We start from the raw sequence: 19,003 nt of genomic DNA, 5'->3' as shown, positions 1-19,003 counted from the left end.
GCTGTAGGTTTATAACTTTCAAGAATGGTTTCATCCTCATTTACTAAGTAATGCACATTTGCCCCTTTTTGAAGCATAAGCTCTAAAACATCCAATCTCTCTGGGATATATCCAATCATAGACAAAGGGATTAAACCATCTTGGTTCGGTAAATTAGGATTTGCTCCTGCTTTGAGCAACGCTATCGCCGCCTCAGCATTTTTACTTTGTAATGCATAATGCAAAGGAGTCATTCCGTACATATCTTGCGCATTAATCTCCACTCCATGTTTTATATAAAACTCCACAACCGACAACGGAGCCGCAAAAATTAAATTACACTGGTGTAGCCAATTCCATTTGTCTGCCGATACATAGTGAATATCTAACTTTTTACTTATAAAGAAAATATCCTCCAGCATTGCGATATTTCCCTCTCTATCTGATATCGCAACAAGCATCTTAGGGTCATCTTTATATTCTTCATATAAATTTGCCATATTAGTTTTCTCTTTGTTTTAAAAACAATTCCATATCATCTTTAATTTTTTGAATTTTACCATTTCCCGGCATTTCATCTTTATGACTACGATTCACCGAACGATTTTCCAATCTAAACCACTTCGAAATTAGTGTATCACTACAAACATCTCCATCAAGCTACGTTTCCTATTTACTTATCACAAAATAAATTTATATCGTCAAAAACATCACTTATCGCGCCTAAAAACTGACCACTATTTTTTAATAACTCTAGTTTATTGATAATATCAAAGGAAATTCTTTTATCAATTCTAACTATATGTCCTACTGATATTATTGATGTATATTTTAATTCATCTATTGATGAATCAAGGTTATCTAAAACTATTTTTTCTGCGATATCTCTATCTACCGAATATAGCACAATATTTAAAATAAGATTGCAACAATTCTCCACCGTATCAAGTGTAAAAGAACAATATTTAGGATCCATATATTTCATACTATTTACCTTTTTTTCCATTAGATTTAAATAACCCTTCTGTTATTAATTTATTTTTCATTTCCTGATTTAAATCATCCCATTTTCTAACATGCCCATGATATATTCCTGAACTCGGGTATGTTTCATCAAATATAACTATTTCTCCTGTAGATTTATCTACCCCAATTCTACGAGTTGAAGAATCTTTTATAATAAAAGAATTATCTAATGCATTTTGCCCATTTTTAGGAGCTTTTGATTTCACAGGATTGTCTACTACCCCATGATAGTCTGCTTTTTCATAGGATAATTTCCCCTCTCTATTTGGATGAAAAATAACAGATTTAGCCGAAGTATCTGTTGGTTTTTCTGGCGGATAAACCTTAGGATCATAATAACGCTCATCTTTACCTTTATAAGCCGTTACCTGCTTACCTGTATTATCTTTAAAGGTATATAAAGGTCTTCCATCAGGTGTTGTTTTACCAGTACGGACTGCATCTGCCGGTAAGCTATTCCAACAGTTATTATGCACCCAAACCCCATCAGAATAACTATTAGATCCTTTAATGAAGTAAGTATGGTCATTTTCAACTGTCAAGTTATACGCACTTAACTTCTCAGCCTTGATGCTAACACTTTTTACCGTCTGCCATTGGTTATGTTCTGATAGCAGTTTATAACCCGCTTTCAGATTTTGTGCATCTACCCACTGAGCGTTTTGGATTTCTCCGTTGTAGTGATGCCCCTCAGAACTCGGTACTAGCTCACCTTGATTTACCTGGGTAAAGAATGGATGAATTTTGTTTGAAACAATGGTTTGGTGTTTGCCTTGTTCATCAATCACTTCTACATATACCGTAAAATCATACGGGTTGTTGTAGTGCGCTTGTACACGCTGATAGGTCATTTGTCCTGTCAGTTCATTTTTCGCATAAACTTTGTCGCCCACTTTAATGGATTGAATCGGTTTATACCCCTGTTCGGTTTTCACTTCCATGTCACCACGGAAAGAACAGGTTTTAGGTTTTATCTTCGCAACATTAACACTGGAATGGGCTACATCAATCGTGCCATTTTTTAATTTGGCAATAGACTTAGCTATCCCCAATCCAGCACCACTTAGAACCACGCCTCCAGTCGAAACACCTTTCATTTTGCCTTGGCGGTAACCTTGCATTTCTCCCGCGAGTTTTGGATTCTCTTGAAGAGCAAGCGCATAAGCCTCATCCCAATCTTTCAACGAGACCACAACATTATTATAGGTCTTCCCTGGATTTGAGATTGCTTCCCATAAAGACACTACGGTATCATCTAAATTAACAACCGCATCCGCTGTGTCTTTAATACTATCAATTTGACCCTGAGCCTCTGCAAGCTCTAGACCTTCTTGATATTCTTTAGCTTTATCCTCATCTCCATTGAATAAAACCTTGGCATACATTTCAATGTTTTGCTTACGCTCATCACTAGGATGAACATCATCTGCCATGCCATTATTCTCTACCGCACTTTTCGCTGTTTTAGCTGCAATAATCGCTCCATCAGAGCTATCTGATAAACTACCACCAACAATACCTGCTGCTACTTGGCTTAAAGACGATACGGTACGTTTTTCTTCTTCGCTAAGCTTTTCAGGTGATTTATCATAAAGTGTCGAGGCAAGGAAATGAGCCGCAGCCTCTCCGCCCGCAGCACCCGCCGCACCCGCAGCAACATTACGATTGCCCGCATAAGCCTCTACCGCGCCCCAAAGTGCATGAGCAGTCAAATTAAGAGCCGTATTCACATTGCCTTTTGCATCTGTCGTCGCTTTCTTAATTTGATTATTTACCGCAGGTGATAATCCTGAAGCCACCACCTCCGCTGCCGGTCTGCCGGCTAAAGCGGTGCTGATAACATTTAATGCTGAATCAATGACAAGACGTTGACTTCCACCCGTTTCCCATTCTTTGGCTTCGCGACTCGCTGTCTCAAAATTATCTCGTGCTTGTTTTACTAAAGCTTGGTTCGTTTCGTTGTTGTTTTCTGCCTTGGCTTTTTCTGCTTCTTCTAACGCAATTGCGGCTTCATTACGTTTCGCTTTCGCTTCTTCGCCAAATTTATTAGCAAGCAAACTTCCTGCTTCCGCGACATTTGGTCCAAATTTCTCTGTCACCTCACGTTGGAAATCAAGCTCTTTTTGAACATCATCTTTATTAAAACGATTCTCTAATTTGCCACTTTGACTTGGTGCACTCTCTGTAGTGATATCGGTTTTAATCGCCGCAATCTCTTCTTGTACCGTTTTACCTGTACGTTTTAATTGCTCTGCTTCATCTTTAATAATGATATTTTGTGTATTAATACCACTTTTTGTTGTGCTAGATTGGCTATCTTAATCTTTACTATACACCAATGCTGGCTTTAGGTTTAATAGTAATATTCGCATTTTCGGTAAGGGCGAAGTCAATGGCCATCGCCGTTTAGGTGTCTTACTCGCTCGTGATATTTCTGTGGAAAAAGCATTAGAAAAAGTAGAGCGCGCTTACGCGAAGTTGGATTTGAAATTATAAATAAAGTTTACTTAGCATAAGTATCGTTGAAAATACAAAAGTGCGGTCAATTTTGAGAGATTTTAAAACGCTTTGAAAATTGACCGCACTTTATACTTCAGTATTTTAAATTATAGTTTATTTAAATACCAAACAGCCTACAAGCTACTAAAGGAGCTAACAGCAAAAATTAAACACTGACTCTCAGTTTTTAGATATAAGAATTGATAATCACTATTAATAGTGATTATCTAGAAAAATCATATAAGTTAAATGACAATACACCAATAACACACTTCATAGATACACTTCCAAACCTCACAATAAATTTGAACAATATAAATACGAACAGAGAATAACCTATAAATAAATCATTCTTGATATATTTCTAATGTTTTTTATCTTTGGTTCTCTTATGAAATTTTATTGCAAAATCAAGAAAACTAAGAGGTAAATACATAGCCAGTGTCGGACTCAATGCCTCTTTAAATGCATCTGAATTCCAATATACTTCATTAAATTTAAAATATATAAATAGAGAAAAAATTATATCTCTAGATATAAATAATAAATATAAAAAAGAAAATAACACTAGATTGCTAAACCATGAATTTTTCCTAAGCTTATTTAGCATATTTTTCCTCGAGAAATCTGTAGTATTGTTTCAGTTTTTCTGCATCACCTAAATATTCACTTGTAATAGCTGAACCAGTGGGAACAACCATTTTATTTATCGAAGGCGATATATTTACTTTCGACAATCCATTAGATACTGCAGCTGAACCTAAGGTTCCAGTAACAGCACTGATTGCATTCCAACCATAATCCTCTGGTTTTGTTGTGGCCATAACATTAAGCCCTATATTAATTGCGGTTTGTTGGCCTAGAGATTTGTTTCTATTGAACAATGTAGATAATTCTGCTTTTAATAAGTCATCCCCACTAAATTCTTTCTTTGATGACAGTTGATATCCTGTATTTATAACTCCAGAAACAACTAATTCAGAAAGTAAAGGATATTTCTCTGCAACCATGCCTACTCTAGGCAATACTTTTGAGGTGCCTTGAACAATTAATCCTTCAGCTGAAGATATTGCTTGCGCTCCCCTCAGGGCAAAAGGAGCAATGAAAGCTTCAGGGTATACCGATTCGAGAGGAATTTCTCGGTTAAAGTATTTATAACCACCTGTGAGATCAGTAAGATCAACCAAATTCTTGTACTTTGAAAGCCCTTCTCCAAACTCATACGCATTGCTTTTTTCCATTCTAACTGCTAATGTTGATTCATCCACTGCATCAATAAATTCTTTCCGTAAATTCTCATCAGATTTTAATTTTTTTAAAACTTTAGGATTCTTAGCCATGTCATTTAAATTATTAAGTGACTCATCACCTAAAAGTGCAACACTTGGTTCTTTTTTACTATCGGAATAACCTTGCTCTATACGCTGCCTTAACCATAATTCATTGCGCCCATCAAACATCGGTTTATAAAATTCTTGTACAGCATAGTCAACACCATCTCTAGCTTCTTCAGACATTGTTTGACATTTAGAAGAACTTCCGCCTAATTTACAAGCTGCCACTAAATCAGCATGTTTTTCAGAGTCAAGTTTTGCATATTTTTTATTAATATCCATTTGACACTGTTTATTTCCTTGGCAATTTTGAAGGTCTTTGCGATAATTATCCCAATCATCCTTAGAAAGATAATTATTCTCCACTGCATTCTTAGTTGTAGTTAATCCTACACCAATTCCTTGACTACTATTTGCTGCCATACCACCCACTAAAGCACCGGCTGCTTGACTAACAGAAGATACGACCTCTTTCTCCTCTCGATTAAGTTGGTTCGGCTTTTTACCATAAAGCTCTTTTGCAATTACATCAGCCATCACCTCGCCCGCTAAAGCACCACCAGCTCCCGCTGCAGCATTTTGATTTGCGGAGTAAGCCTCCACCGCGCCCCAAACTGCATGGGCAACCTTATTAGCCATAGGGCTACCCTCAGTGGCTAGCTTAATTTGATGATTTATTTCTGGCGAAATTGCGGAGGTAGCAATACCCGCTGCTGGCAAACCACCCAATGCTGCAGAAATGGCATTCATGGCACCATCAATTTTTCGCTTATATTCTCCTCCAGTTTGCCACTTGTCCGCTTCATTATTAGCCGTTATCAGATTTTGATTCGCCGTATTTAATGCAGCTTCATTTTCTTTGCTTGGGTTAGCTTTATACACACGGTCAGCCTCTTCTTGAGCAGCTTGTGCTTCACGTTGTTTGGCAACAGCTTCTTCATCTAATTTATTTGCAATTGCATTCCCAGCAGCACTCGCAGTTTGAACAAATCCTTTTGTTGCCTCCACCTGTATATTCAGTTCTTTTTGTAAGGCATTCTTATCAAAACGATTTTCTAATTTACCACTTTGACTTTCTGCATTATCAGTACTGATATTGGTTTTAATTGCTGCAAGTGTCTCAGTGATAGATTGCCCTGTAAGTGCCTGTTGTGCATTTTCATTACGAATTTCAATATTTTGAGTATTGATACCGCTTTTAGTCACGCTATTTTGATTATCACTTTCGCGGCCATAACCTACACTACCAGAAATACCATTTTTCTCTTGACCAGTCCATCCGCCTTTTGCAGCTCCCTTAGCTGATATACCTATTGAAGAACCTTTATAAGATGAGTGGTTTTCAATATCACTATGGCTTAATGTACCAGTACTAAATTGATTTAATCCTGAGCTTTCAGCTTGTTGAGTTGAAGTAATGATCGCACCTTTTAAATCTGTATGATTTTTTACATTCACATCATAGCCTTCATCACCTGAATAAATTCCAGCCTGTTCATTCACAGATGCATGGTTTGAATTTATTTTAGACTTACTATAACCACCCTCAGCAGAAAAACCATAACCAACTGTTATCGAACCATTTACGTTCATTTGTTTTCCATCATAGCTTGCTTTATTTTGCAAGCTCTCAATATTGAGGTTTTCAGCACGAAGCTCTACTCGTTTTCCTTGGATCCCTGAACCAATTACATTAGCATCTCCACCTGCCTGAATCACGGTTTTACTTTGAATATCACCTACATGACTTGCTACATATGTAGTTTCATCACCATTACCATAACCTTTACCATAGTTTCCACCTACAGTTAATCCAGCTGAAACACCTTTTCCAATATCAATAGCAACCCCAGCGTTAAATCCACTGGATTTGTTAGTACTACGCTCTTGATGTGTTTGCTCTGCTGCTTTGATATTTACTTGATTATCAGCAATTAAAGTTGTTCCTTGTTTTCCCCATATATCAGATCCAACAACATCAATATTTGATGCTTTACCCGCTCCTGTAGCGATGATATTCACTTTACCGCCAGCATTGACTTGAGACTTAGCAGCAGTATTACCCACAGTATGTGTTCTGGATTCACTTTGTTGTTGACCATAAGTGATTGAAATTTTGAGCCCCGTAGAACCACCAGCGGCTTGCCCAGCACCACTAGCCGCACCAGCTAACTCACCTAGAGCTTGGCCTGCTTGAACCACGTTATATGCGCTATTCGCTGCTGTCATTGCATTTACTCGAGCATGTTTACTTTTCCCTATCATTTCAGCTGATTTAGCGACTCCCTGAATAGCTGAAATCACTGGAGAACTTAAGGAAATAGTAACGCCTTTTTGCTGAAAAGTTTGCTTAGTATTCGTTTCATATTTATTATCTGCTGCTTTAATTTCAGCTTTTTGAGCTAGAATATTTACATCACCTTCTATCGCTTTCACAGTACTCGCTGTTTGTGCGTATGATTGCTCAGCAATCATTGTAGTATTACCCTTGAGGCTACCAACTTGACTACTTTGGGCATAAAGCTTAGTTTGGTCACTTTCCGTGGTTTGTTTTTGGGTACCAAAAGCAACCCCTATACCAGCACCTAGCATCCCTGATTTTTTCTTGCTATAAAAATCATCAGAGTAAACTCGGTTCTCAGCCTCACGAATATCAATATTCTTACCCTTCACCGTCAAGCCATTACCTGCAGCCACATTTGAGCCCTGAATAGTGACATTACCTTTGCTTGAATGAAGATAAATCTTATCTGCATCTAAATTTGAGGCTTCCGCAACATCATAATCGTGTTTATGTCGATAAACTTCTGTCGTTGAGCTTGTTAAACCTCTAGATTTACTTTTGGATGCACTCGACAACTGCTCTTTATAACGTGCTTCTTGAATATTGATATTACCGTCAGAAAGTACATTCATGGTGCCATTACTGGTTACCGAAACACCTCGCATTTCAACCGCACTTTTACCTACAGCATCAAGATTTCCTGTAACATTTAACTGACTGCCAACTTCTTGTTTTTGATCAAGCTTATAGTAATTATCTGCATTTGGTACGTAATGCTCTTTATTTTCAGTTTCTACCGTACCAAAATTCAATGCTTTACCTGCAGAGAAAACCACATTTCCATTCACATCTACATTTGCACCTTTTACAGTAATATTTTCAGTCGCAATAAAGCTAGCACTGCCTTTTTTGTTATCATTGCCAACCTTTACAGATGCTTGTTGTGTTAGTGATTTTTGGTAAAAATCAGGTGTGTTTTCTGTTTCACTCGTGGTACTTTCAATATTAATATGCTTTCCTTGAGCAACTAAATGATCTGTTGCATTTAACTCTCCACCAAGATTATTGAGCATATTTTTAGCTACCAAATAAAGTTCTCGACCCTGTAAGCGACCACCTAAGTTCTCAATATTATTTGCGGCTAAGCCTGTTAGATTACGTCCAGAAATTACGCCACTATTTTGTACATCACCTTTGATATTCATAATGACATCATTGGCAGAAATCACTGCACCTCGACTATCAATATCGGTATTACGTCCAACAACGTAAACCTGTGGCACTAATACTTCTTTCTTAGAACCATCTTTTAAAGTCACTTCACGTTTTACCATCCAAACCATATCAGAAGTTAACTCTTTCATCTGAGAAGATGTCAAAGCAACGCCTGGTACTAAATTCATTTTTTGGGCGTAGTATGCCCCGTTATCCATCAAGGCTTTATATTGGTCATAATCGGAAGAGTAATTTTCTAGAAAACGTCTACCAGTGAGCTGATTAATTTGTTCGTTTACTAAACGTTGTTCATAAAAACCATCGCCCAAACGTTTAAGCATATTTTGTGGATCATTGCGCAACTGTTTGAACATATAATCAGAACTGAGCCATTTAGATTTCTGTGTAAAACGCGGATCTGTTTCAACCAAAAACTGTCCTGATACCTCAGGGTTGATTTTATAAAGGCTTGCCTGTGGCAATGAAATATCTGGTAAATGCGTTTTGATATCAAGGTTATCTTTATTTTTCATCACTCCAGACGTGATTGCTTCTAGATTAACGCGGTGAACATTTAAATCTGTATTTAAAGGTGTTTTCTCCGCTAATGAAATGCCTTGGAAATCTGATTTATCCCCAACAATTATGCCAGTAGACTCCACCGGCTCACCTATTTTTAAAAGTTCCAGCCCAAATTTGAACGGTTCGACAGGTAAGAGGCGGTCAATTTTTTGTTCATCTCCTCCATACACAGCCCAAACTTTTTTACCTCTCGAACCATGATGACGATGTTCTTTTTTAATATCTTTTTTCAAACCGATATCTCGACGATGAATTTCACCATCAACATCAATATTACTCAGTTTTAGTAATCCTTGACTTACTGTACTGACGGGTTCCTTAATCGCCTTATCCGCTAAATATAAGGTGTCACCAATCACAATTCGAGAGTGTTTATTCGTATACTCCCCCCCTTCCAAATGTAAAGATTGCCCGATAAGCAATTTACTGGGATCTTGGTGTTCAATGGTATTAGTATCTGTGGTTCGAATGTAATCTTGTTTCAGCCAATTTCGAGCTGCCACAGCTTTACGTCCATCATTGAAACGAAAATATTGATTGCTATTATGACGACTATTATTAACATGATCTAAATAACCCTCACCTTTTTCTCCTTCATTACTATAATAAGTCGCACTACTATCAAATGGGGAATAAGTAACAAAATGATTTTTAGTATATTTATGTCCTAACCTTAAATGTAAATCGTGGTTTAGCAGACGATTTGTTTTAATCCAACCACTTCCTAAAGCTTCAATGGTTGCACTACCGTTATCAATGCTATTTGCATAACCAGTTGCTTGATTATTTTCATTCAACTTCCCACCAATATAGATATCACCTAAACTCATAATAAGTGAATGATTACGGTTTACTAGATTACCAACACCTAAATCAAGTCTCTCGCGAGCAGCGATAGTCGCTGCTGTTCCGTCAGAGTTCTCAAGATTATTTAAATTATTTGCTTGAATGGCAAGATGACTACCATAAATACGTGCAGTACCGATATTATTGACATCATTGGCTTTAATCACTGTGGTGTCACCATCTATTAAACCAAAGTTATCCAGTTTATTGGCTTGAATGCGAGTGTTTATCGAGGAAATTTCTGCATTAGCATTATTTTGAATAGTCGCGCCTTCAACTGATGCTGAATTACCTACCACAAGGTTAGAATTATTAACAAAATCACCTTTTGTTTTAAAAGTAAGATTATTACCTACACCAAAGGCTTTATTAAGCGTAAAGCTATCATTTAACTCAATACCCAAATCACCTTTTGTTCTAATCGAACCTTCATCCGCTAATGTTTTGGCTTGTAATGTTGTGCCAATCACCGATTCAATTTTTCCTAGTGCATTATTTACAACCAAGGTTAAATCTGGATTTACAATATCAACTCGACCAGCCGATAAAATCTCACCTTGTTGGTTATCAAGAGATTGATTAACTGTAATATTTGCTGATTTTCCTGCATAAATACCACCAGATTGGTTTTCAATATGCTCTGCATTTATTACTAAATTAGTTGTTTGAATACCTTGAGTAGGGGTATCTTGTTTAGCTTTTGTATTTTTATTATTTACATTTGTAACATTTAACACTAAACGATTTGTTGCACTAACCAAAGAGCCTTTATCACCTTCAGACTGGTTATCCATCTTGGTCAAATTTAATGTTGCATTCACACTTTGAACAATGCCACCTTTGTTATTTAAATTTGTACCAGATAATGTTAAATCCTGAGATGAAATTACACCTTGTGCATTATTTATTGCAGCAGAAGAAATCGCTGCTGTTTTCGCTGAAATATCACCTTGTGTATTATTCAAATTTTGGGTTTGAATCGTTAAATCAGACTCTCCCTGAATCACTCCTTTAAGGTTATTTAAATCATTTGCAAGCAATGTCGCACGAGAAACAGATGAAATAATGCCATCTTGGTTGTGTAAATTTTCTGTCTTTAATGATAGTTCACCTTGGTTATAAACAATACCACGCTGATTATTAAATTGATTAACTGATAAATCTGCGCGATTTCCGACAATTAACTTCCCTTCCTCATTATTAACTTGCTGTGCAGCCAATAAAACCTGTCCACCTAACATTTCACCTTTTTGGTTATTCAAGGTTGAAGTACTAATATCAAGACTATTTTTTCCAAATAAATAACCAGATTGAGACTCTATATGTCCTGCATTTGTGTTAAGTTTCACACCTTGATTTGACCAAATCACACCTTGATTATTTTGAATTAATGGCGTTTGAACAGAAAGCGTACCTTCTGCGACAATTTTTCCTTCAGTATTGTCTAATCCCTTTTGTACATTTAATGCAAAAGCTTCGGCGCCACGTTGAATCCAACTGCCCTGATGATTATTAAGTTGAACACTATCCACCACAAAATGATCAGCATTCAAATGTGCATTTTCAGTTGAAATAAGATTTGGGTTGCTTAATGTTGTTTTTCCTTCGCTATATAGCGTTGTTTTATTCAGATTTAAAGCTGATTGAGCAGATTGGAGAGCGATGCGATCTCCACTTAATTGACTATCAGATAAATCAACCATTTCCGCTCTCACATTAATCTCACCACTCGCTAGATGTTTTGCTTTGGATGAAATGGTCTTTTCAGCTGAAAGAGTAAGATTTGCACCTTGTGCATGTTGAGTATCTAGAGAACGAATCTCACCTTGCGTAGTATCCTGTACCGTAACGCCAGCAGCAACTAAAGCACCACTTTTTACTTCAATATTTTTTGCCTGATACTGAATATCGCCCTTAGCAACAGTTTCACCGGTTTGAGTAACTTTATCCTTAGCTTGAACAAAGCTCCCCCCTTGATGTGAAACAATTGAACCATGCTGCTCTACTCGAGTTTGTGAGCGCAATGCAACATTCCCCTGTTTAGTTTCAACTTTACCTTTATTTTCAATAACCTTTTCTGCATTAAGATCAGCTTGGTAAGTTGCGCTAATTACCCCTTCATTAACAATACGTCCTTGACTATCAATCTTCACATCACCCGCTGATGCACCAATATGCCCCGCATTGCGTACACCAAGACCTTGGCCGTTATCCACTAAATGGATTTTTTCAGCATACATCCCACCTAATTGGCTCACATCCACACTGTAGCTTTGGTTTTCGCCTTGGGTATCGGAAGTGTGGTCGGTTTTATCGGTGATTTTATCGCCCACATACACAACTGAATCATTGGTGCGGTCAACGTTGTTTTTACCAGTGGTAACTTTAATGCCTTTCTTCGACCAAACACCACCATTGATTTCCGCTTTCTCAGCGATAATATCGGTGTAATCAGATTGGCTGTTATCCATCCCTTTTTGGCCAACAGTCACCTTACCGCCTTTTACGCGATAGCCTTTCAACTCACCATTTTCTACATCAGCTTTACCGGTTGTCAGCGTGGTACGTCCAGCATTAATCACACCACAACCATCACATTGGATACCGCTTGGGTTGGCAATCACCACATCTGCTTTTTTGCCTGCGACTTCTACATAACCTTTTAAACGGCTTGGATTCGCTGAATTGACCTCGTTAAGAATGACTTTCGCTTCACCGCGAGCAAGATTCGGGTTACCTTGCACCCATCCTGCCATTTGCGTTTGGGCTGCTTTGCGGGCATTGTTTAACACAGCGCCTTTTTCTGCCACATCAAATTGTGAATATTGGTTACGTGATACCCCACCTGCACTTGGTGTTTGAATATTTACCTGCGGTAAACCATTGCCGGTTTGAAGTACGGTAGGTTGTTGATTACCTGGTGCAGATTTATCAGCACGAATTGCCATATCTTCTGCATGAACAGAAGGCGATAAGAAGACAAAGCCTAATGCCAACATTAAGCTAAAATGAATAGGATTAAGTGAAAGTGCGGTTGAAAACAATCCTGTTTTTTCTTGTTCTGAGCTCACATTTTCACTTTGCGCTTTACCTTGAGATTTTGCCAACTCAGAGACCACCACAAGCTGGTTTAATACACGGCTAAAAATCACTTTATAATGACGTTTATTCATTTTTTAATTTCCTTTAAAGTTTTAAATTCTGTTTGGTTTTAATCAATTTATTCATCTAAAAGCGTGAGCATTAAAAACGGTAGCTCACATTAAATCCGGTTGTCACATGACTGGTTCTAAATCCTTCCGGTTTTTTAATTGGGACGCCCACAAAATAATCATAGTTAATGCCCCATAATTTACCGCGAAGTCCAATTGCACCACCCATTAAGCTATCACCAATTTGAAGCTCTTCTTGACTAGAATGCACCTTACCTCGGTCAATCCCTAAATAAAGCTCATGTCCTTTATTGGCAATATCCCAACCCAACTCATTTCGCCATAACCAACCTTTTTCACCAGAAAGTGATAGCTCGCCATCAAACCCTCGCACGGTATAACGACCACCAATACTAAATTTATCTTGTTGTGTTAAAGGTGTACCGTTCCATTGTCCACTCCAGCTGGTGTTAAAGCGGAAAGGTTGATTGCCGATAGTGAAAGGATAGGTAAAATCAATGCCTGCAGTAAAAATCTGCATGCGAGAAGTGCCTTCACCAAATTCCTCTTCCGGAGCAGGTAAGGCTTTATTCCCACCCGTACCACGTTTATAGTTCGCAAACAGTTGTAACACTGTTTCGCCAATGTATTGGGTGTGATTAAGTCCCACTTCCCAACCAGCGGTACGACGACGTTGCACTTCAATTTCGGTGTCATTGATGTAGTTATGCGATTTTTTCGTCCATAACGCGGCATTCACATAGGTTTTATGAAGACTTCCACGAGTTAATAAGCGACTTAAATTCGCTTTCATTTGTTGGCTTTCACCCGAATAGGTGTAAGACTCAAATGCGCCCGCTACCGTTTGGTGATAAGAATATTTTGAACCGGAAAGCGTTAAGAGATAGTTCTTCCAAGGAATGGAATAATAGAGACTGACATTTTTACTGCCATAATCGCCTTCCGCATCATCGCTATCACGTTTAAAGCTACGTGTACCACTGATATAGAACATATCATTAAGTGTTAGCACGTTATCCCAAGAAAACGTAGCTGAACCTTGTAAACGACCCGTAGCTTTACTGCCTGAATCATCTAATCCTAAGGTTAAATGAAAAGGTAAGCTTTGCTTATAAGCAATCACCACGTCTGTTTCACCTACTGCATCCGTTGGCACAAGCTCCATATTCGCATCAGCACTCGGTACACGTTTTAAGTTTTCTAAACCTTGTTCAATATTGCGAATATTTAATATATCCCCCTGCGCCATTGGCATGGCAAACCATAAGGTACCACGGGTGGCAAACGGAATCGCACTTTGGTCTTGTAATTGAATACGACCTACTTTACCCGGAATCACAGTGAGTACGAGCATACCTGAACGTAAATCCTGTGGCTCCACCACCACGCGTGTCGTGACATAACCAAAATCAATTAAACGATTTTGAATACGGCGAAGTAAGACATTAATCCCCTCCGAGCCAATACAAGCCGGCAGCGCAAAATCACGCTCAGCATAAACTGACTTTAATGCCCAAGAGAATCGGCTTGGTTGGATTAATTTAAGGGAAGAGGCTGATGAATTTTCTTCTTCAGCTTGATAATCGGTCAGCACCAATTGATTGATAGGAAAACATTGTGCTTCATTCTGTGGAAAGCCACGAGAGGCTTCTTTTTCACCCTCTAAACGCACATTCGCGGATTGCGTTTGCTGGGCTAAAATAGCCGCATCTTGTTCAGCTTGTTGCCTCTGTTGTTTGGCATCGATTTGTTTTTCTACATCTGCATTTGGTGAGCTTGGCGCCGCCAACGCGAAAGAGGAAATAAATAATAAACTAGAAAGAAAAGAGCGAGATAAGTTCTTCATTATACTTCAGAGATTAAGTTATTGATAAATCTGCGATATGATATCAAAACTTGTTTTAAAATTCTATAAACTCATATTCTCAATAAAAAAGTGCGGTCAGTTTTTAAGAGGTTTTAAAACTCTTTGAAAATTGACCACACTTTATATCCAACGATTTATTTTATGTAAGTTTAATCTAGACATTAGAATGGAAGTATTGAATCATTTTTTGATATAAAAACTTTGTCACACTCTTTGTTTAGATATAAATAATCATATATGTTTTTTTCTATCCAATTCTTATCTAAAGAATAAATCGCATCTTTTTTAAAAGCTTCTTTAGGAAAGATGAACGCTATTTTTCCAGCCTTATAACCAGATATAGATAGCAACCCTAGCGGTCTATCAACATCCTCTGTTTCAAAGATGATAAAGTCCACGACTCGATCTGTGTAATAATTCTCCCCCTTATTCTGGATAAAAACTCTAAATATATCTCCAGACCATAACAATTCATCTTCATATTCTTCTAATAAATAAAACATTGTCATACCTTAATCATCTCATTCTTGCATCATCAGTAAGCCATTAATATTTATTATCACCTAAAGAATATATTAATAAAAATAAAACAAATAGAGAGCCCCATATTTTTAAACTAAAAAACAAATGCTCCTTACTTACAAAAAAATCACTCTGATCAACATTCCCCGTGATAAACCACGCATTTATATAAAAAATAAGTTGTAGAATGATAGTCATCAAAAAAGATCTTTTTAAAATGAGTAATAAATATCTCATGCCTACTTCTCCTTTTATTTTAATTCATCATGTGCTTTAGTAATCATCTCGTATGTAATAATCCTTAATAATGAGGATACAAGCTTTAGCATTTCTTACAAGATTCACTTGAAGTGTCTTAAAGATAAAAATCCCAACACCAAAGAATATCACAGAAGTATTGTCTAACCACATCCCATTAAGCATTATGGGATTCACTTAAAGTAAAACACCATAGATAACCTGCCGTTTTTTACAATATATTTGCTATAAAAAATAAGCGGTTATAGAATACCTATAGCAAGCTGAAATTAATGAGATTAAGTTGGTATGAATAACGTACAAAAGAAATATTTTATTGGCCTAACCCATTTTTTGGGAAATGTTCTCGGCCCTAAATACGAAGTCGTATTTCATTCTTTTGATAAGAATAAGGCTCATATGGAAGCCATTGCGAATAGCCACGTCAGTGGTCGAACGCTTTCTTCTCCGCTTAGCTCTTTTGGTTCTAGTTTGTTGCAGGATAAAGTGTATTTAGATAAGGATTTTGTCTTTAACTACAAAGCGGTGGCAGATTCCGAAAAGGTCATTCGAGGTGCAACTTATTTCATTAAAAACGGGGATAAATTAGAAGGCATCCTTTGTATTAATCATGATACTTCTGAGTTGGTTGATGTGATGACCAAATTAATTTCACTGGAAAACCTTGGAAACTTCGTCAATATTTTAGGTATTGATGCTGCCTTTGCTGACGTAGAAGAGGCCGAAATAATTAATAAAGAAAAACTCGAAAACTCCATCGAAGATATCCTTTGTGAATACCTTGATTTCACCCTATTACATTCCGATAAACCACTCAGCTTAAGACAACGGGAAAACGCCATTAAAGTCTTATTTGATAAGGGTATTTTCAATATCAAAGGCGCCATTCCGATGGTCGCTAAATATTTGAAAATCTCAGAACCTAGCGTATATCGCTATCTTAAAGCAATCAAAGAAAAAGCATAAAAAAGTGCGGTCAATTTTCAAGAGGTTTTAAAACTCTTTGAAATTTGGCCGCACTTTATATCCCAGGCTATAAAAGCAAACTTTCGCTAATTACCATTAAATAAAACCTCCATAAACTCAAAGAAATCTTTTTCCGATACTTCATCAGGAGAAATCATTTTGTTATATATAATATCTATATCTCTATTTTCTAATTTATATATTTCCAACCCTACCCAATGACTACTCCAGAGCTCAATAGTTGCTGTTTTTTTATTTGAATATAAGTCAAATCTAGTTAAATAACCAAAATCTCCCTCTTTCTCAAAATCAACTTGAACAACTCCGAATTTTTCAATCACCCTAGGGTAAACAACATTTTCAAAAAAATTAAATATATCCATTATTTTTCTCCTTATTAATTTATTAAGTCACAATCAATACTTAAATTTAATTTCTGTTATTTTTTAAAAGAGTTATAAAGTAAATAAAAAACAATATACAAAAACAAATAAATAAAAAATACTTTTATAGAAAATAAAGCATGATCAACGTTAAAAAAAAGACTTATTTGATCAATTTTTCCTGTGCGGTAATACGCATTAAACCAAAAAAACACTTGAATGAGTAATGTAAAATAAAATGCTTTTTTTACAAAGTTAATGAGTATCTTCACTTCTCACCTTCTTTTTCTAATTCCTTGTTACATTGATTGATTAATTAACTGTCCAGCAAAAGAACTAATTAACACAGTCATACCAATCGGAGTATTTAACGTATAAGGTGCCATAAAGCCTGCTTTTATTGCATCATTATAGTTTATTTCTTCGTTTACTGAATATTATGCAGTTACACTAACACCAGTACCGATTGCAGCTTGCTTAATATAAGTATCGTTGAAAATACAAAGATGCGCTCAATTCTTGAGAAATCTAAAAACTAAGATATTGATATTTTTGACATACTTTTTGAAATATCTCTATTATTTCCTTCTAGATATTAGAAAATGTATAGGTAAAATAATAAAATGCAGTTTTAGAGACATCATAAAGGCTTCCTCAATTAATAAATCATAATGGATATTTTTTATCCCCACATCCATTTGAGCATACAGCAGTACAATAAAAAATAAAATAACACCTCCAAAGAAAGATAGTAAAGTTAAAATAATATTCTTCATTTTCTATCCTTATTTTTATTCATTTTCAATCACTCTAATCTCGTTTAAAAAAGAGAAGATAAATAGGCAAAGCAACCACCTGGAATTTTAGAGACATAAGTAAAGCCTCTTTCATAAGGAGTACATATTGTAAATTCTTCTGCCCTGCATCTAATTCAGCAATCACCATAGCTAAGAAACATAGGAATGTAACAAATATAAAAAATTTTAATATTTTTAAAATCATTATTTATTTAGATGGCAAGTATATACCCCACCTTTCTCCTTTCCTCTAACGCATATTCCTTTTATATATTAAATAGTCATACAAACTTAAAACCAAAAAACTTGAATTTATATATTATAAAAATTAATATAAATATAAAAGAAATCCTAAATCAGTTTATTATTCATAACAATATTTAGATCTCGTAAAAACTCATCTCTCTCAACATCTTCAAGATCCATAATTAAATCATTAAGACTATTTAAAGATAAAATGTCCTCTATATCAGACATGATAGAATAATGGGCTAATTTATTTCTCCCAGATAATCCTGTTATAGCGATAACATATAACATCAATTTTTCTATTGGGAGCTGAAAAGCATTTTCATACGTATCTAAAGCTACTCCCCATTCATTTTCATTAATACTCCAATCATGAATATAACCACCATTAAACTTTTCTTGACACCAAGAAAAGGCATCTTGAAAGAAAATACTTTTTAAAAAAGAATAAGTTGTTCTTTTATACATAATTAAATTCCTTACTTAGCAGTGACCAAACGACCATTATTATCAATTTCAAAATTATTACTCTCCAATAGTATTTATCAACAATCATACCAAAAATTGCTCATTCTTAAACCAATTGAACAAGCCATTTGAACTAACTAATTTTCCACATAGTCAAAGCAATCGTAAAAGGAATGCTTTTACACGCCGGATTGCATAAGTGCTTAGGCAAGCAATCCCGACAAAAATAGAGGAGTAGATTTATTATGAAATCTAAATTGATGAAAGGGTTAGTGATTGTTGCATTAGCAGGAAGCTTAACCGCTTGTGAAATGGACAGACAACAACGTCATACTGCAACAGGTGCAGCAATCGGTGGCGTAGCCGGTGGTTTATTAGGTGGCGATATTGCCACAACACTCGGCGGCGCAGCATTAGGTGGCGTAATTGGTAGTCAAGTGAATAAAGGCGGAGACTACGATGACAGAGAATATCGCCATCATAAAAAACACAAAAGACATCACCACCACAGAAGACATCGTGATTGGGATGACGACTGGGATGATTAATTCAAAA

General features: G+C 36.4%; 10 protein-coding genes and 2 pseudogenes. 3 read left to right on the top strand and 9 right to left on the bottom strand.

From position 1 onward, the window contains the following. The 3 genes from O3746_RS06590 to O3746_RS06580 all read right to left on the bottom strand — a co-directional run. The coding region (locus O3746_RS06590; RefSeq protein WP_371448208.1) for an ankyrin repeat domain-containing protein at nt 1-479 on the bottom strand (479 nt) is incomplete at its 3' end. 173 nt (nt 480-652) lie between these two features. Beyond that, nucleotides 653-964, bottom strand: coding sequence for a hypothetical protein (locus O3746_RS06585; protein WP_290915879.1), 312 nt, complete (start codon nt 962-964; stop codon nt 653-655). A 1-nt stretch (nt 965) separates the two neighbouring features. Continuing rightward, nucleotides 966-3,104, bottom strand: coding sequence for a polymorphic toxin-type HINT domain-containing protein (locus O3746_RS06580; RefSeq protein WP_371448205.1), 2,139 nt, complete (start codon nt 3,102-3,104; stop codon nt 966-968). Between the two features lie 256 nt (nt 3,105-3,360). Here O3746_RS06580 and purT point away from each other — a divergent pair. After that, nucleotides 3,361-3,501 (top strand): annotated as a pseudogene (gene purT / locus O3746_RS06575) (phosphoribosylglycinamide formyltransferase 2); the annotation flags it as partial. Nucleotides 3,502-5,192: 1,691 nt separating this feature from the next. Here the strand turns inward: purT and O3746_RS06570 are convergent. The 3 genes and pseudogenes from O3746_RS06570 to imm45 form a co-directional block, all read right to left on the bottom strand. Next, nucleotides 5,193-12,938: pseudogene (locus O3746_RS06570) on the bottom strand (hemagglutinin repeat-containing protein); the annotation flags it as partial. A 70-nt stretch (nt 12,939-13,008) separates the two neighbouring features. Further along, nucleotides 13,009-14,784 carry a ShlB/FhaC/HecB family hemolysin secretion/activation protein gene (locus tag O3746_RS06565; protein ID WP_193452033.1) on the bottom strand — a complete coding sequence of 592 codons (1,776 nt, stop codon included), beginning with the start codon at nt 14,782-14,784 and terminating at the stop codon, nt 13,009-13,011. 182 nt (nt 14,785-14,966) lie between these two features. Continuing rightward, complete coding sequence (imm45, locus tag O3746_RS06560) at nt 14,967-15,308, bottom strand: Imm45 family immunity protein (protein WP_049373792.1); 342 nt, start codon at nt 15,306-15,308, stop codon at nt 14,967-14,969. 565 nt (nt 15,309-15,873) lie between these two features. Here imm45 and O3746_RS06555 point away from each other — a divergent pair. Beyond that, on the top strand, nt 15,874-16,551 hold the full coding sequence (locus O3746_RS06555; protein WP_197560827.1) for a transcriptional regulator: 678 nt from the start codon (nt 15,874-15,876) through the stop codon (nt 16,549-16,551). An 86-nt stretch (nt 16,552-16,637) separates the two neighbouring features. Here the strand turns inward: O3746_RS06555 and O3746_RS06550 are convergent, their stop codons facing one another. From O3746_RS06550 to O3746_RS06540, 3 genes are all read right to left on the bottom strand, one after another. Then, the gene (locus O3746_RS06550; protein WP_049384238.1) at nt 16,638-16,934 is read right to left on the bottom strand and encodes a hypothetical protein; all 297 of its coding nucleotides are present in this window, start codon (nt 16,932-16,934) and stop codon (nt 16,638-16,640) included. A 578-nt stretch (nt 16,935-17,512) separates the two neighbouring features. Continuing rightward, nucleotides 17,513-17,710, bottom strand: coding sequence for a hypothetical protein (locus O3746_RS06545; RefSeq protein ID WP_307981682.1), 198 nt, complete (start codon nt 17,708-17,710; stop codon nt 17,513-17,515). 372 nt (nt 17,711-18,082) lie between these two features. Continuing rightward, on the bottom strand, nt 18,083-18,448 hold the full coding sequence (locus tag O3746_RS06540) for a hypothetical protein (RefSeq protein WP_371448201.1): 366 nt from the start codon (nt 18,446-18,448) through the stop codon (nt 18,083-18,085). Between the two features lie 245 nt (nt 18,449-18,693). On the opposite strand from O3746_RS06540, the gene O3746_RS06535 reads away from it, so the two are divergent. After that, nucleotides 18,694-18,996, top strand: coding sequence for a hypothetical protein (locus O3746_RS06535; protein WP_049373789.1), 303 nt, complete (start codon nt 18,694-18,696; stop codon nt 18,994-18,996). Nucleotides 18,997-19,003: the final 7 nt, after the last annotated feature.

Origin of the sequence: Haemophilus sp. 27098_8_127 (assembly GCF_041433495.1) — a bacterium.
GTDB lineage: Bacteria > Pseudomonadota > Gammaproteobacteria > Enterobacterales > Pasteurellaceae > Haemophilus_D.
Note: the sequence above shows the minus strand (reverse complement) of the source record. Positions and strands in the feature narration are given on the sequence as shown.

What these genes read in the sequence shown, in the direction of transcription:
- O3746_RS06585 (WP_290915879.1), bottom strand. Translation starts at nt 964, where the DNA reads ATGAAATATATGGATCCTAAATATTGTTCTTTTACACTTGATACGGTG.
- imm45 (WP_049373792.1), bottom strand. Translation starts at nt 15,308, where the DNA reads ATGTTTTATTTATTAGAAGAATATGAAGATGAATTGTTATGGTCTGGA.
- O3746_RS06545 (WP_307981682.1), bottom strand. Translation starts at nt 17,710, where the DNA reads ATGAAGAATATTATTTTAACTTTACTATCTTTCTTTGGAGGTGTTATT.
- O3746_RS06555 (WP_197560827.1), top strand. Translation starts at nt 15,874, where the DNA reads ATGAATAACGTACAAAAGAAATATTTTATTGGCCTAACCCATTTTTTG.
- O3746_RS06565 (WP_193452033.1), bottom strand. Translation starts at nt 14,784, where the DNA reads ATGAAGAACTTATCTCGCTCTTTTCTTTCTAGTTTATTATTTATTTCC.
- O3746_RS06550 (WP_049384238.1), bottom strand. Translation starts at nt 16,934, where the DNA reads ATGGATATATTTAATTTTTTTGAAAATGTTGTTTACCCTAGGGTGATT.
- O3746_RS06540 (WP_371448201.1), bottom strand. Translation starts at nt 18,448, where the DNA reads ATGTATAAAAGAACAACTTATTCTTTTTTAAAAAGTATTTTCTTTCAA.
- O3746_RS06535 (WP_049373789.1), top strand. Translation starts at nt 18,694, where the DNA reads ATGAAATCTAAATTGATGAAAGGGTTAGTGATTGTTGCATTAGCAGGA.